This window comes from Streptomyces peucetius (assembly GCF_025854275.1).
In the GTDB taxonomy this organism is placed as follows: domain Bacteria; phylum Actinomycetota; class Actinomycetes; order Streptomycetales; family Streptomycetaceae; genus Streptomyces; species Streptomyces peucetius_A.
The window spans coordinates 1575796-1589565 of record NZ_CP107567.1; the positions used below are offsets into that span (position 1 = coordinate 1575796).

Genomic DNA, 13770 nt, shown 5'->3' on the forward strand with positions numbered 1-13770 from the left:
ACTAGATGTCACGAATTCGGCAAGAGGGAGCGTTGAAACGCTGAGAAGCCGTCAGAAATGCCCCTAGTAGCGGACACGGCGTGTATGCCGACCGGGCGACTCCGCCTCGTCGGCACGCTGCGGACCGCCGACACGGGCGCTCCCGTCCGCCCCGTCACCGGCCGTGGGCCCGTTCCCCGGGCGCGCCGTACGCACGGCGACCGCGCCGGACGCGAGCAGCAGCGCGCCCAGCATCACGAAGGGCGCGGCCGTCCCGGCCACCCCGGCGATCAGTCCGGCGGAGGCGGGCGCGGCGACCTGGCCGAGGCGGTTGCCGGTCAGACGCAGGGCGAGCACCGTCGAACGCGCTCGGGCCGGCGCCGCCTGCACGACCGTCGTCATGGACAGCGGCTGTCCCACCCCGAGACAGAAGCCGAGCGCCGCCGGCATCGGCGCGAGCGCCCACAGCGGCACCGGCAGTGCGATGCCCGCGCACAGCACCCCGCCGAGCAGACACGTCACGGTGAGCAGCGCGGTACGGCCGATGATGCGGATCATCGGCGTCATCACCAGCCGGCACGCGATGGTGGCGGCGGCCCACAGGCTCAGCAGGGCGCCCACGACGGCGGGTTCGATGCCGCGGTGCTCGCCGACCACCGGCAGGTACGCGGTGAGAATGTCCGTGGCCGAGAGCACGGCGAGGCTGATGAAGATTCCCGCCGGAACGCCAGGGGTGCGCAGGATGCGGTGCACGGGCACCTTCGCCGCCCGCTCGCCCGGCTGTGCACCGCCGCCCTCCTCCCCGCGCTCGATGCGCCACAGCGAGGTCAGGGAGAGCGCCGCGACGGCGGCGGAGACGACGAGCGCCAGTGCGCTCGTACGGTCCATGTCGCCACCGATCAGCGCGCGCGGCCACCGGTCCCGCAAGCTGGCCGAGCGACGCGCCGATGGTGAAGTTCCCGAAGTTCCGGTCCTGTTCTGCCGGGGTGGACTGCCGGGCGACGATCGACTGGGCACCGATGACGAAGCAGAGGTGACCGAGTCCCTCCCCCAGCCTCCGGCCGGGGGGACCCCATTCGCTTCGCTCCCCGCTCCACGCGGCCATCGCGGCGAGCGAGCCGGCCAGTCCGCTGAACGCACAGCCGGCGGAGATCAGTACGACCCCGGCGGGCAGCAGCGGCGCACGCCGGCCGTGGTCGGCCAGCGTTCCAGCGGCACGGCGGCGAACAGCGGAAGCACCGCGTACACACCGGCGATCACGCCGATCGCCCACTCGTCCGCGCCCAGCGACAACGCCCGGTGGGAAACGGCCGGACGCGCCATCGACACCGCCCCCTGCGCGAAGCCGAAGGCGATGACGAGGCGCAGCAGCCACAGCCGCCCCATGTCAGATGATGCCGAACAGGATTCCGGCCCCCAGCACCACCAGGCAGGTGAGGGCGGCCCACTTCACGGTGAACCTGGTGTGGTCGCCGAACTCGACCTTGGCCATGCCGACGAGGACGTACACGGCGGGGACGAGCGGGCTGGACATGTGCAGGGGCTGGCCCACGAGCGAGGCCCGGGCGATCTCCAGCGGCGAGACACCGTGCGCGGCGCCCGCTTCCGCGAGGACCGGCAGGACACCGAAGTAGAAGCCGTCGTTCGACATGAAGTAGGTGAGCGGCAGGCTCAGTACGCCGGTGACGATCGCCATGTGCGGGCCCATGCCCTCGGGGATGGCGCCGACGAGCCAGTCCGCCATGTGCTCGACCATGCCGGTGCCGGTGAGGACGCCGGTGAAGACGGCGGCGGCGAAGACCATGCCGGAGACGTTGAGGACGTTGTCCGCGTGAGCCGCGACACGGGCCTTCTGGTCCGCCATGTTGGGGAAGTTGACGGTCAGGGCGAGCGCCGCGCCGAGGAGGAAGAGCACCGGGATCGGCATCAGTTCCATGATCATGGCGGTGAGCAGGGCGAGCGTGAGACCGGCGTTGAACCAGTAGAGCTTGGGGCGCAGGGTCGGCCGGTCGGGGTCGAGCCCCTGGAATCCGCCGTCTCGGGACGGGACTTCGGCGTCCGTCCCGGAGCCGGACCCGGTGCCGGAGACGACGTCCTTGCCGACCGCGTCGGAGCCCGGACCGCCGGCCGCGGCGCGCCCACCGGAACCGCCGGCCTTGACGAGCACCGTCCCGGTCTCCGGCTCCAGCACCTCGTCGAGGGTGAGGTAGCCGAGGCGCTTGCGCTCGCGCCCGCCGAGGACGCAGGCGAGAAGGAGCACGAAGAGGAGGCCGACGCCGAGCGCCGGGATCATCGGCACGAAGATGTCCGCGGCGTCCAGCTTGAGCGCGGTGGCCGCACGGGCGGTGGGGCCGCCCCAGGGCAGGGTGTTCATGACGCCGTTCGCGGTGGCCGCGATGCCGGTCAGCACCACCAGGCTCATCTTGAGGCGCTTGTAGAGCGGATACATCGCCGAGACCGTGATCATGAAGGTCGTGGAGCCGTCGCCGTCGAGCGAGACGATGGCGGCGAGCAGCGCCGTACCGATCACGATGCGCAGCGGATCCGCCCTGCAGAAGCGCAGGATGCCGCGCACGATCGGGTCGAAGAGGCCGACGTCGATCATCACGCCGAAGTAGACGATGGCGAACATCAGCATCGCGGCGGTCGGGGCGAGGTTGCCCACGCCTTCGATGACGTAGTCCCCGAGCTGTGCGCCCTGCCCGACGGCGACGCAGAAGAGTGCGGGGATGAGGACCAGCGCCGCGATCGGCGACATCTTCTTCGTCATGATCAGGACCAGGAAGGTCGCGATCATGGCGAAGCCGAGGATTGTCAGCATGGGGACACCTAACGTTCATCCTTGAACGGCCACCGGCGGAAGCGGCCGCCGGGGTGCGGTCCGGATGACGTTAGGTGTCGTCATCTGCTGTTAACAAGGTGTTGCCGTGTGAGCAATACGAGCAAAACCCCAGGTCATCGGCTTAGTGTCACTTCCACCGGGATGGCGTTGAGCACGGCGGTGCCGGACAGGGGGTCCAGCCGGGAGCCGTCGAGCAGCTGGTTCACGTTGACTCCGGGGTGCTCGGCGGCCACCGACAGGCGGGTCCCGGGGCGGCTGTGTCCCCAGCCGTGCGGCAGGCTCACCACACCGGGCCGTACCGAGTCAGTGATCTCCACCGGGGCCTCGACGCGTCCGCCGTCGGCGGCGACGCTCGCCGTGACTCCGTCCTCGAGTCCGAGCCGGGCGGCGTCGTCCGGATGGACGTGGAGCGTGCAGCGGTTCGAACCGCCGTTCAGCGCCGGCACGTTGTGGAGCCAGCTGTTGTTGGACCGCAGATGGCGGCGGCCGACCAGGACCAGACCCTCCGGGCGGGCGTCGAGGGCGGCACGCAGGCGGGGCAGATCGTCCGCGACCGGGCCGGGCAGCAACTCGACGCGTCCGCTGCGAGTCCTGAGGATCTGCGGGACACGTGATTCCAGCGGCCCGAGGTCGACACCGTGCGGCTGTTCCAGCAGCGTGTCGAGGGTCAGGTCGTACGGGCCGAGGCGCAGCATCATGTCCAGGCGGCGTTCTGCTCCGGTGTGTCCGGTCAGACCGGCGGCGGCCTCCTCGACGGTCCGGCCGTGCACCGGGGAGTGCGGGTCCGCGACCGCCTTGGCCAGGGCGCCCTGGACGACCATGCCGTCGACGGCGGACGGCTCTGCCCCGTGCATCCCGGAGACCGCGAGGATCAGCCGCGCGTGGATCTCGCACTCGTCCATCAGCCCGGCCTCCAGCGGCACGGCGGCGGGGTTGTAGCGGACCTGGTTGCGGACGGCCAGCGCGTTGAAGGCGAAGTCGAAGTGGGCGCTCTGGGCGGGCGGCGGCGGGGGCAGCACGACGTCCGCGTGGCGCGATGTCTCGTTGAGATACGGGTCGATGCTGATCATCAGATCGAGGCCGGCCAGGGCGCGGTCGAGGCGGTCGCCGTCGGGGGCGGAGAGCACCGGGTTGGCCGCGATGGCGATCAGGGCGCGGATCTGCCCCTCGCCGGGCGTCTCGATCTCCTCCGCGAGGGCGACGATCGGCAGTTCACCCTTGGCCTCGGGGTGGCCGCTGACGCGGCTGCTCCAGCGGCCCAGCGCGAATCCCCTGCCGGGGGCGGCGGGGCGCGGGGCCCGGTCGGTGGCGGCGAGCGGGAAGAGAGCGCCGCCCGGCCGGTCGAGGTTGCCCGTGAGGACGTTGAGGACGTCGACGAGCCAGCTGGCGAGCGTGCCGTGCTCGACGGTGCAGCTGCCGATGCGCCCGTAGACGGCGGCGGTGGGTGCGGCCGCGAGTTCGCGGGCGATCGTACGGATCTCCCCGGGCTCCATGTCGCAGGCCGCCGCGACGGCCTCCGGGGTGAAGTCCTTGACCGCGGCCTCCACTTCGGCGACGCCCTGGACATGAGCGGCGAGCGTGCCCAGGTCGGTCAGGCTCTCCTCGAAGAGAACCTGGACGAGCGCGGCGAGCAGCAGCGCGTCGGTGCCGGGCCGGATGGCGACGTGCCGGTCGGCGAGCCGGGCGGTGCGGGTGCGGCGCGGATCGACGACCGTGAGGGTGCCACCGCGGCGGCGGAGCGCCTTGAGCCTGCCGGGGAAGTCCGGCGCGGTGCACAGGCTGCCGTTGGACTCCAGCGGGTTGGCACCGAGCATCAGCAGGTGGTCGGTGCGGTCCAGGTCGGGGACGGGGATCGCGACGGCGCTGCCGAAGAGCAGTCCGCTGGAGACGTGCTTGGGCATCTGGTCGAGGGTGGAGGCGGAGAAGACGTTGCGGGTGCGCAGCGCGGAGAGGAGAACGGGCGGGTAGAGCCCCCCGGCCATGGTGTGCACGTTGGGGTTGCCGAGCACGACGCCGACGCTGTTGGGTCCGTGTTCCTCGATCAGCGGCCTGATCCGGGCGGCGATCAGCTCGAAGGCCTCGTCCCAGGTGGCGTCGCGCAGTTCACCGTTCTCCCGGACCAGGGGTGTGCGCAGCCGGTCGGGGTCGGCGTCCAGTTCGCCGAAGGACGCGCCCTTGGGGCAGATGAAGCCCTGGCTGAAGACGTCGTCGCGGTCACCCTTGGCGCCGGTGACGCGGGTGCCCTCGATGGTGAGCGTGAGCCCGCAGGTGGCTTCGCACAGCGGGCAGACGCGCAGTGCGGTGCGCTTCCGCGCGCCGGGCGGGGACACCGCGGGCGCCTCGGCGGCGCCGGGCGGCGACGTCGTCGTACGGGTGCTGGGCTGGGAAGTCGTCGTACGGGTGCTCGGAGCGGTGCGGGACATGAGCCCTCCCGGGGCGGCGGCAGCGGCGGCGGCGATGTGCCGGCCCGCCGAGCATACCGACCGGTATGCATGAGCGGGAAGACCACTGACCTTCCTCCCATCGGCCCGCCGCCCGGCCCACCGGCCGGTCAGAGCCGGCGAGAGCCGGTGAGAGCCGGTCGTCAGAGCCGGTCGAGGATCCGCGCCAGATAGGCCCGCAGCAGCTCCCGCGTCTCGCTCACGATCTCCTGGTCCCCCGACGGCAGCACCCGGAAAGCCAGCTGGAGCAGCGCGTCGGCCGCCTCCACCGACACGAGCACCGCCCGCCGCAGCTCCTCGTCCGCCACGCGGCCCAGATGCGCGGCGAGCAGGTCCGCCAGCCGCCCCGCCACTTCGAGGTTGGCTCCGGCGGCAGGAGCCCCGACGGGGATCTGCGAGCCGAAGTCGACCAGCGCGAAGCCGGGCACGGAACGCTTCATGGCCAGGTACTCGTCCAGCACGACGTCAACCGCGCCCCGCCAGTCGTCGGAGCCCACCCCGGGGAGGCGCGCGGCGATCCGTTCGGCGTATCCGTCCAGGTTGCGGCGCGCGAGGGCGTCGACCAGCGCCCGCTTGTTGCCGAAGAAGCGGTAGACCGACCCGATCGGCACGCCGGCCCTGGCCGCGACCCTACGGGTGGACAGCTCCTCGTAGCCGGTCTCGTCGAGCACCTCCGCGCAGGCGTCCAGAATCCGGGCGAGCCGGTCGGCGCTGCGCTGCTGGACCGGCACGCGGCGCAGATGCGCGGAGGAGGGAAGCGGGGAACGGGCCTGGGACACGCCGCCCATCATGCCGCTCCGTTGCCGTTGACGGGGTGAACCTGCAATCCTACGGTTGTCCATAGGAATGGATTCCAGGAATCCTTCAGCACCAGGAGCGGGCGATGAGCGGCACCGAGCAGGCGCGGAAGATGGTCGAGGGGCTGACCGACCGGTCGTTCTCCCCCGGCTTCGGCAACGAACACAGTTCCGAGGCGGAGCCCGGTGCACTTCCCCAGGGGCGCAACTCCCCCCAGCGCGCCCCCCACGGCCTCTACGCGGAGCAGCTCAGCGGCTCGGCCTTCACCGAGCCCCGCGCGCACAACCGCCGCTCGTGGCTGTACCGGATCCGGCCCTCTGCCGCGCACCCTCCCTTCGTGCGCGTCGACAACGGCCATGTCCGCAGCGCCCCCTTCACCGAAACCGTGCCCGACCCCAACCGGCTGCGCTGGAACCCGCTGCCCGAGCCCGCGCCCGGTACCGACTGGCTGGCCGGTCTGTGGACCCTCGGCGGCAACGGCGACGTCACCCAGCGCACCGGTATGGCCGTGCACCTCTACCACGCCAATACGTCGATGACGGACCGGGTGTTCAGCGACGCGGACGGCGAACTGCTGATCGTCCCCGAACGCGGCGGGCTGCTCCTCGTGACCGAACTCGGCCTGCTGCCCGCCCGCCCCGGCGAGGTGGCGCTGATCCCCCGCGGTGTCCGCTTCCGCGTCGAGCTCCTGGACGAGACGGCCCGTGGTTACGTCTGCGAGAACTACGGACAGCCCTTCCAGCTCCCCGACCTCGGCCCGATCGGCGCCAACGGCCTGGCGAACGCCCGTGACTTCCTGGCCCCCGTCGCCGCCTACGAGGACGTCGAGCGCCCGGTGGAGGTGGTCAACAAGTTCTGCGGCAACCTGTGGGCGGCGACGTACGACCACTCCCCGCTCGACGTGGTCGCCTGGCACGGCAACCACGTCCCGTACGTCTACGACCTGCACCGTTTCAATGTGATCGGGTCGATCTCGTACGACCACCCCGATCCCTCGATCTTCACGGTGCTCACCTCGCCGTCCGACACCCCCGGCCTCGCCGGAGTCGACTTCGTCGTCTTCGCACCGCGCTGGCTCGTCGGCGAGGACACCTTCCGCCCGCCCTACTTCCACCGCAACGTGATGAGCGAGTACATGGGCCTGATCGAGGGCGCGTACGACGCCAAGGCCGAAGGTTTCGTGCCGGGCGGCGGATCGCTGCACAACATGATGTCGGCGCACGGCCCCGACCGGGAGACGTTCGACCGGGCGAGCGCCGCCGAGCTGAAGCCGCAGAAGATCGACGACGGCCTGGCCTTCATGTTCGAGACCCGCTGGCCGGTGACCGCGACCGGGCAGGCGGCGAACGCGGACCACCTGCAGAAGGGGTACGACGACGTATGGCAGGGTCTGGAGCGCCACTTCAGGCCGTAGTGGAGAGATGCCGTTTTCGGAGATGCCGTGACCTCCTTCGCCCCTGACTCGCTGGTCCTGAACCGCAAACTGCCGCTGTGGTATCAGGTCTCGCAGTCGCTGCGCGCCTCGATACTGGGCCGGCCCCCCGAGGCGTCGCTGCGGCTGCCCACCGAGGAACAGCTGGCCCAGCACTACGGCGTGAGCGTCCTGACCATGCGCCAGGCGCTCAAGGAGCTGGAGGAGGAGGGCCTGATCAGCCGGCACCGGCGGCGCGGCACCTTCATCGAACCGGGGGCACGGCGGGGCGCGCCCCGCCGGCTCCTCGGCTCCATCGACGCGATCGTCGCCCAGCAGTCCGGCGAGCGCACCACGATCCTCGACCACGGCCCGGAGCCGGTGCCCGGCGAGCTCACGGAGTACTTCCCGGACGCCGCGGAGGTCGTGGTGTACCGGCGGCTGCGCTGCGACGGCGACACCGGGGAGCCCACCAACTGGGCCGAGAACGCGCTGCACCCGGACGTCGCCGCCGGTCTGGACATCACGGATCTGGAACGCTGGCCGATGACCAAGGTCCTGCGGGACTCTCTCGGCGTCCGGATCAGCCGGATCACGGACACCGTGGAGGCCCGGCTCGCGGACCCGCGGACCGCGGAACTGCTGCGGGTGCCGCTGCTGAGCCCGATCCTCCACTACACCGGAGTGACGTACGACGACTCCGGCCGGGTCGTCGACGTGGCACGCATCCGCTACCGCGGGGACCGGTTCTCCTTCTCCGTCACCCTGGACGCCGCGGACTAGACGGGTCGTCGGTGGCTATTAGCATGCGGACGGTGACTGCTCTCACCGAGGACGTGCCGCTGCTCGACGACCTCATGCCGTGGTCCGTCGCACCGCTGCGACTGGGCCGGAGCTGGGTGATGGCCCCGGACGCGGCCTGTCTGCGGACGCGTTGGGACACCCTCGTACGGGCGGAGGACGGCGAGCACGAGGCGCTGTTCCGCCCCACCCGGCTGCGGGGACCGCACAGCGCGGTCGCACAACTGCCCGGCCGGGCGACCGGTACGGGGCGGCTCGCCCGCGAGGGCGGACGCTGCCCGGAGCCCGTGCGGGTGCTGCACGGGCCGTTCGACGAGCAGTGGCTGATACCGGACCACCGGCTGATCGACGTGGCACGGCCCGAGTTGTGGCGGGTACGGGACGAACACCAGCTGTTCGTCGTCGAGGCGGGCACGGCCCTGGTGGTGTCCGGCCTGCTGCCGGACGGACGCACGCCCGCGGGCCGGCCGGGCCGGGTCCGGCCGCTGTACCGCCGGCCGGGCGGCCACGAACCCAACCTCGCGCCCGGTCTGACGGAGTTGCTCGGCGAGCAGTACGGGTGCACGGTGGGCGCGGAGGATGTCGCGGCCTGGGTGGTGGCGGCCGCGGAATCGACGCCGACTGGATGCGTCGTGCCGCTCACCGCGGACGCCGGCGTCTGGGCCTCCGGGGTCGCCCTGGGACGCGAGCTGATCCGCGTCATGCTGCGCGGGGCGCGGGGCGCGGAACGCCCGCGGCTGCCGGGGGGCCGCCGCCCGTACGTCCGCGCGGCGCTGCCGGCCAGGCCGTCGTCCGTCGACTACGTCCCCGACGAGGAGACGCTCGTCATCGGCGACACCGGCCGCGTCTCGCCCGTGCCGGCGGCGGCCTGGGACTACGAGGTGGGCGGTGCGCGGGTCCTTCAGCTCTGGTTCGAGCAGCGGACGGGGGCGGCGGAGCCGGGCACGCTGGATGCGGTGCGGCCGGCGGCGTGGCCGCAGCAGTGGACCTCGGAGCTGCTGGAGCTGATCACCGTGCTGGCGATGCTGGCGGACCTGGCGCCGCGGCGGGCGGCGTTGACCGCGCCCGGCCACGCCCGGCTGCCGGCCGCCGCCCTGCGCGCGGCGGGCGTCCTCCCGCCACCGTCCCGCTCTCGCCGCCCGGCGTCGGTCCTGGACTTCGCGGAGGAGGGGCCGGAGGGGCAGTTCGCGCTGCTGTGACGGCGGGGGGGCGGGCGGGGCCGCTGCGCGGGGCCGTTCCCCACCCCGCCCGTTCCCGAATCCGGGCTCCTCCGCCTGCGCCTGGCGGCGTGGGGGGACCCCCACCGGACCCCCGCGCCTCAAACGCCGGCGAGGCTGATTTCGCGGAGCGAAATCCAGCCCGGCCGGCGTTTGAGGCCACCGCGCGGAGCGCGGTACGGGTCCGGGCGGAGCCCGGTTTCGGGCGGGGTGGGGAACAAGCCCGCCGCAGACGCCACCCGCCGCACCCGCCGGGTGGTGACAAAGGTGCTACGTACACGATATGCACGGCTGCATGAGCCCTCAGCCACAGCCACTGCCCCTGGACGGCATCACGGTCGTCGCCGTCGAACAGGCCGTCTCCGCCCCGTTCGCCACGCGCCAGCTGGCCGACCTCGGAGCCCGCGTGATCAAGGTGGAGCGCCCCGACGGCGGGGACTTCGCCCGCGGCTACGACACCGCCGCCCGCGGTCTCGCCTCGCACTTCGTGTGGTGCAACCGCGGCAAGGAGTCCATCGCGGTGGACCTCAAGGATCCGCGCGGCCTCGACGTCGTGCACCGGCTCGTCGCCGGGGCCGATGTGTTCGTCCAGAACCTCGCACAGGGTGCGGCCGCCCGGCTCGGCCTGGACGCCGAGACCCTGTGCGCCGGGCATCCGCGGCTGGTCGCCGTCGACATCTCCGGTTACGGATCGACTGGCCCGTACGCGCACAAGCGCGCGTACGACATGCTCGTGCAGTGCGAGGCCGGCCTCGTCTCCGTGACGGGCACGCCCGAGGAGCCGGTGAAGGCCGGCGTCCCGGCGGCCGACATCGCCGCCGCGATGTACGCCTTCTCCGGTGTGCTGGCGGCCCTGCTGCGGCGGGGCACCACGGGGCGCGGCGGGCCGGTGGAGATCTCCATGCTGGAGTCGCTGGCCGAGTGGATGGGGCATCCGCTGCACCACGGGATGCACGGGGGCGAGCCTCCGGCGCGCACCGGGCTGGCGCACGCCGTCATCGCACCGTACGACGCCTATGCCACCGCGGACGGCGGTCAGGTGCTGCTGTCGGTGCAGAACGACCGCGAGTGGCGGCGGTTGTCCGGACAGGTGCTGGAGCGGCCGGAGTTGGGACTCGACCCCGCGTTCGCCACGAACACGGCCCGCACGGCGAACCGGGAGCGGACGGACGCTGCCGTGGCCAAGGCACTGGCGGGGCTGGACACCGAGGAGGCGGTCGCACGGCTGGAGGCGGCGGGCATCGCCTGTGCGCGGCTCAACAACATGACCGATGTGGCCGCCCATCCGCAGCTCGAGGCGCGGGACCGGTGGCGCGAGATCGGTTCACCGGCCGGACCGCTCCGGGCGATGCTGCCCCCGATCACCCTGCCGGGCGGGGAACCGGCTCGGATGGGGGCGGTTCCCGGTCTGGGGGAGCACACCGACGCGCTGCTGCGGGCCCTGGGGATGACGGATGAAGCTGCGGCGGTGCTGCGCCGGGACGGTGTGGTCGCCTGAGCGGGTGGGCGCGGTCGTCCCGACGCCGGGAGCGGGTGGGTGGTGGGGCCGGGCGTCGGGTCAGCCGCGGCTGCCGAACAGTGAGCGGCGCAGCCGGCGCAGCGGCGCGAAGAGCGACACGCGGGCGCTCTTGCTCCGGCGGCTGTGCGTCACGTCACGCGAGGTCAGTTCACGCATCAGGAGCGTCGCCTCGGCCGACTCGCGCTGCGGGACGGCAGGGCCGCCGAGCACCGAGAGATGGCGGTCGAGACGCGAGCTGGTCGCACCGCTCCCGCAGGTGATGGCAGGTACTCGCGCCCTGCTGCGCACTGTTATCTGATCCATGTCACTCCCCACCCGTACGAGGCACCCGGCCCGGGCAGGTTAACCCTATCGCCCCGCCGGTACACCCGTGTATCCCGCCTGCATGATTCACCGCACTCGTACGCGGGTTGACCATTACTCTCCGAATCTGACTGATTCCAGGGCGAGTTGGACAACGTGCAGAAAGATTTCCGGCCTCCATCGTACTGATGGCCTATCAACACCACTACGACCGGAATGAGTTGAGCTAACTTGGAGTGGTTTCCACCATGCTGCGGCGCTGGTTGCGGACAGGGGGCTCGCCATGAGCGACGTACCGGGAACGGCGGGGACCGCACGGCTGATCGCGGGCCGATACCGCCTGCTGAGCCCGCTGGACGAGGACGGCGGCGGCACCCTGTGGCTGTCCCACGACGAGGTCCTGCGGCGCGAGGTCGCCGTCAAACAGGTCAGGGCGCCGGCCTCGCTCGCGGCCGGGGACGTCCGCCGGCTGTACACACACCTGGAGAACGCCGCTCGTGCCGCCGGCCGCGTCTCGCACCGCAACGCGGTCGCCGTCCACGACGTGGTGACCGAGGACGGCCGGCCGTGGATCGTGAGCGAACTGGTGCGCGGCCTCACCCTCGCGGACGTCCTCGACGCCGAGGGACCGCTCCCCCCGCGCCGTGCCGCCCACGTGGGGGCGGAGGTGCTGGCCGCGCTGCGGGCGGCGCACGCCGCGGGGGTGCTGCACCGGGACGTGAACCCGTCGAAGGTGCTGATGGCCAACGACGGCCGGGTGATGGTCACGGACTTCGGGACGGTGGCGGAGCACGACTCCCCCGAGTTCGGCGCACCGGAGACGGTGGCGGGCCGTGACCCGGGCCCGGAATCGGACCTGTGGTCGCTGGGTGCCCTGCTGCACGCGGCGGTGGAGGGGCGCTCCCGGTTCGGCGCCGCCACCGACGCGTCCACGGCGCCCGGCTCCCCGGAGCGCCCGGCACCGGCCGCGGCCGATGCCCTCGGTTCGGTGATCACGGGTCTGCTGCACCGCAATCCGGCGGACCGGCTCGACGCCGCGGAGGCCGAGCACCAGTTGCGCCTGGTGAGCGCGGGCGGTGGCGGCGTACGGACGGACGGGACGCCCGCCGCGTCCGCACCGCGGACCGCACCGGACACGGTGGCCGAGCCGGACAGCGCCCCACCGCCGGACACGACCTCCCGTCCGGTCGCGCCGGCGGCCACGGGCGCCGCCGGGCCGTCCGACGCATCCAGGCGGGCGACGACGGTCCTGGCGGTGGGCGTGGCGCTGCTGCTGCTCTGCGTCGTGGCACTGGTCTGGGCGGTGGCGGGGAGCGCGTGACCCGAGGGCGGTGACCGGCCCGCGGCAGAGCCCGCGGGCCGGTCACGGTGCGACGCCGGCCGTGCTGTGGCTTGCCGGGCTCAGGCGGCGGAGTCGAACACCGGCAGGTAGCCACCGGACTGGCCGGCCGCAGTCGGGTGGTACGACTCCCCGATGTTGAACCAGTTGAGGCTGTGCAGCCAGGACGCGCCGGAGCAGATCTCATGGCCGGTGAACGTCCCGACGACGCTCGCGTAGCCGTAGCCGTGGTCGGCCGCGCGCTTGGCGATCGCCGCGTTGAGATGGTCTGCGGCGCCATTGATGGCGGACCGCTCGTTCTCGCTCAGACCGGCCATGCAGGTGCCGTTCAGCTTGTAGAAGCGGGGATAGCCGAGGACGACGACCCTGGCGGCGGGGGCCTTGGCGCTGATCGCCGAGTACACCTGGTCGAGCTTGCCGGGCAGCGTCGTGTCGACGTACTCCTTGGCCTGTTCGATCCGGGCGAGGCAGGCGGACTCGGACTGGAGCACACAGGTGGTCATGACGTCGGCGAAGCCGGCGTCATTGCCGCCGACGGTGATGGAGACGAGGTCGGTGGCGGACGTGAGCGGGACGAGCTGATTCGCCGTGACGTCACCCGTACGAGCGCCCGAGCAAGCGGTGAACGCGAACGACGAGGGTGAATTGGCGTTGGCCCACAGCTTCGGATAGGCCCGGGTGCTGCGCTTGCAGTTACCGCTCGCGCTGTCGTAACTGCCGGCTCCCACACCGGAGGAGTAGGAGTCGCCGAGAGCCACATAGTCCAGGGACTGGGCGGTGGTGTCGGCCTGCGCCGGGCCCGCTCCGGTGAGAGCGAGGACGGCGCCGAGGAGGAGTGAGGATGAGAATGCCGCGGCTCGGGACAGTTTCATGGAACCTCCCTTTAGCAGGATCTCTGCCTCACATTTCGTAGCAGCGGAGGGACTTCACCGGAAGTGTCCATGCCAAAAATGTTACTGATGAGTCAGTGGGACGGTTGGGACGACACCGCACACGGGCGCTGATCGGCTGTCAAAAACCCCGAAAGCAGGGCCTCTACGACGGTCTTGTCATACAGTCCCAATCATCAATACCGTCGTACATCCACCCGCACCGGTCCGTCACGCACAGCGGCTCAGGG

The 13770-nt window shown here is 72.0% G+C and carries 10 protein-coding genes and 1 pseudogene; 5 read left to right on the plus strand and 6 right to left on the minus strand.

Translation table 11 applies throughout. The annotated features are described in order from the left end of the window. Positions 1 to 63 precede the first annotated feature (63 nt). The 4 genes and pseudogenes from OGH68_RS07265 to OGH68_RS07280 all read right to left on the minus strand — a co-directional run bounded on the left by OGH68_RS07265 (position 64) and on the right by OGH68_RS07280 (position 6050). Positions 64 to 1365: pseudogene (locus OGH68_RS07265) on the minus strand (MFS transporter). A 1-nt stretch (position 1366) separates the two neighbouring features. Further along, complete coding sequence (locus tag OGH68_RS07270; RefSeq protein WP_264242498.1) at positions 1367 to 2800, minus strand: CitMHS family transporter; 1434 nt, start codon at positions 2798 to 2800, stop codon at positions 1367 to 1369. Positions 2801 to 2934: 134 nt separating this feature from the next. Continuing rightward, on the minus strand, positions 2935 to 5244 hold the full coding sequence (locus OGH68_RS07275) for a molybdopterin oxidoreductase family protein (RefSeq protein ID WP_264242499.1): 2310 nt from the start codon (positions 5242 to 5244) through the stop codon (positions 2935 to 2937). Between the two features lie 161 nt (positions 5245 to 5405). Further along, a complete protein-coding gene (locus OGH68_RS07280) occupies positions 5406 to 6050 on the minus strand; it encodes a TetR/AcrR family transcriptional regulator (RefSeq protein ID WP_264249952.1) in 645 nt (214 codons plus the stop codon). Between the two features lie 95 nt (positions 6051 to 6145). Between OGH68_RS07280 and hmgA the strand changes: the two genes are divergently transcribed. The 4 genes from hmgA to OGH68_RS07300 all read left to right on the plus strand — a co-directional run bounded on the left by hmgA (position 6146) and on the right by OGH68_RS07300 (position 10987). After that, a complete protein-coding gene (gene hmgA / locus OGH68_RS07285) occupies positions 6146 to 7474 on the plus strand; it encodes a homogentisate 1,2-dioxygenase (RefSeq protein WP_264242500.1) in 1329 nt (442 codons plus the stop codon). Positions 7475 to 7501: 27 nt separating this feature from the next. Next, on the plus strand, positions 7502 to 8254 hold the full coding sequence (locus OGH68_RS07290; protein ID WP_264242501.1) for a GntR family transcriptional regulator: 753 nt from the start codon (positions 7502 to 7504) through the stop codon (positions 8252 to 8254). Positions 8255 to 8277: 23 nt separating this feature from the next. Beyond that, positions 8278 to 9471, plus strand: coding sequence for a type ISP restriction/modification enzyme (locus tag OGH68_RS07295; protein ID WP_264242502.1), 1194 nt, complete (start codon positions 8278 to 8280; stop codon positions 9469 to 9471). 313 nt (positions 9472 to 9784) lie between these two features. After that, positions 9785 to 10987 carry a CaiB/BaiF CoA transferase family protein gene (locus tag OGH68_RS07300; RefSeq protein ID WP_413470947.1) on the plus strand — a complete coding sequence of 401 codons (1203 nt, stop codon included), beginning with the start codon at positions 9785 to 9787 and terminating at the stop codon, positions 10985 to 10987. Positions 10988 to 11047: 60 nt separating this feature from the next. Here the strand turns inward: OGH68_RS07300 and OGH68_RS07305 are convergent, their stop codons facing one another. Further along, positions 11048 to 11311, minus strand: a complete 264-nt coding sequence (locus tag OGH68_RS07305) for a hypothetical protein (RefSeq protein WP_264242504.1) — start codon at positions 11309 to 11311, stop codon at positions 11048 to 11050. Positions 11312 to 11594: 283 nt separating this feature from the next. Here OGH68_RS07305 and OGH68_RS07310 point away from each other — a divergent pair, with 283 nt between their 5' ends. Next, a complete protein-coding gene (locus OGH68_RS07310) occupies positions 11595 to 12632 on the plus strand; it encodes a serine/threonine-protein kinase (RefSeq protein ID WP_264242505.1) in 1038 nt (345 codons plus the stop codon). 80 nt (positions 12633 to 12712) lie between these two features. Here the strand turns inward: OGH68_RS07310 and OGH68_RS07315 are convergent, their stop codons facing one another. Next, complete coding sequence (locus tag OGH68_RS07315) at positions 12713 to 13522, minus strand: SGNH/GDSL hydrolase family protein (protein WP_264242506.1); 810 nt, start codon at positions 13520 to 13522, stop codon at positions 12713 to 12715. Positions 13523 to 13770: the final 248 nt, after the last annotated feature.

What these genes read in the sequence shown, in the direction of transcription:
- OGH68_RS07270 (WP_264242498.1), bottom strand. Translation starts at nt 2,800, where the DNA reads ATGCTGACAATCCTCGGCTTCGCCATGATCGCGACCTTCCTGGTCCTG.
- OGH68_RS07275 (WP_264242499.1), bottom strand. Translation starts at nt 5,244, where the DNA reads ATGTCCCGCACCGCTCCGAGCACCCGTACGACGACTTCCCAGCCCAGC.
- OGH68_RS07280 (WP_264249952.1), bottom strand. Translation starts at nt 6,050, where the DNA reads ATGGGCGGCGTGTCCCAGGCCCGTTCCCCGCTTCCCTCCTCCGCGCAT.
- hmgA (WP_264242500.1), top strand. Translation starts at nt 6,146, where the DNA reads ATGAGCGGCACCGAGCAGGCGCGGAAGATGGTCGAGGGGCTGACCGAC.
- OGH68_RS07295 (WP_264242502.1), top strand. Translation starts at nt 8,278, where the DNA reads ATGCGGACGGTGACTGCTCTCACCGAGGACGTGCCGCTGCTCGACGAC.
- OGH68_RS07300 (WP_413470947.1), top strand. Translation starts at nt 9,785, where the DNA reads ATGAGCCCTCAGCCACAGCCACTGCCCCTGGACGGCATCACGGTCGTC.
- OGH68_RS07305 (WP_264242504.1), bottom strand. Translation starts at nt 11,311, where the DNA reads ATGGATCAGATAACAGTGCGCAGCAGGGCGCGAGTACCTGCCATCACC.
- OGH68_RS07310 (WP_264242505.1), top strand. Translation starts at nt 11,595, where the DNA reads ATGAGCGACGTACCGGGAACGGCGGGGACCGCACGGCTGATCGCGGGC.
- OGH68_RS07315 (WP_264242506.1), bottom strand. Translation starts at nt 13,522, where the DNA reads ATGAAACTGTCCCGAGCCGCGGCATTCTCATCCTCACTCCTCCTCGGC.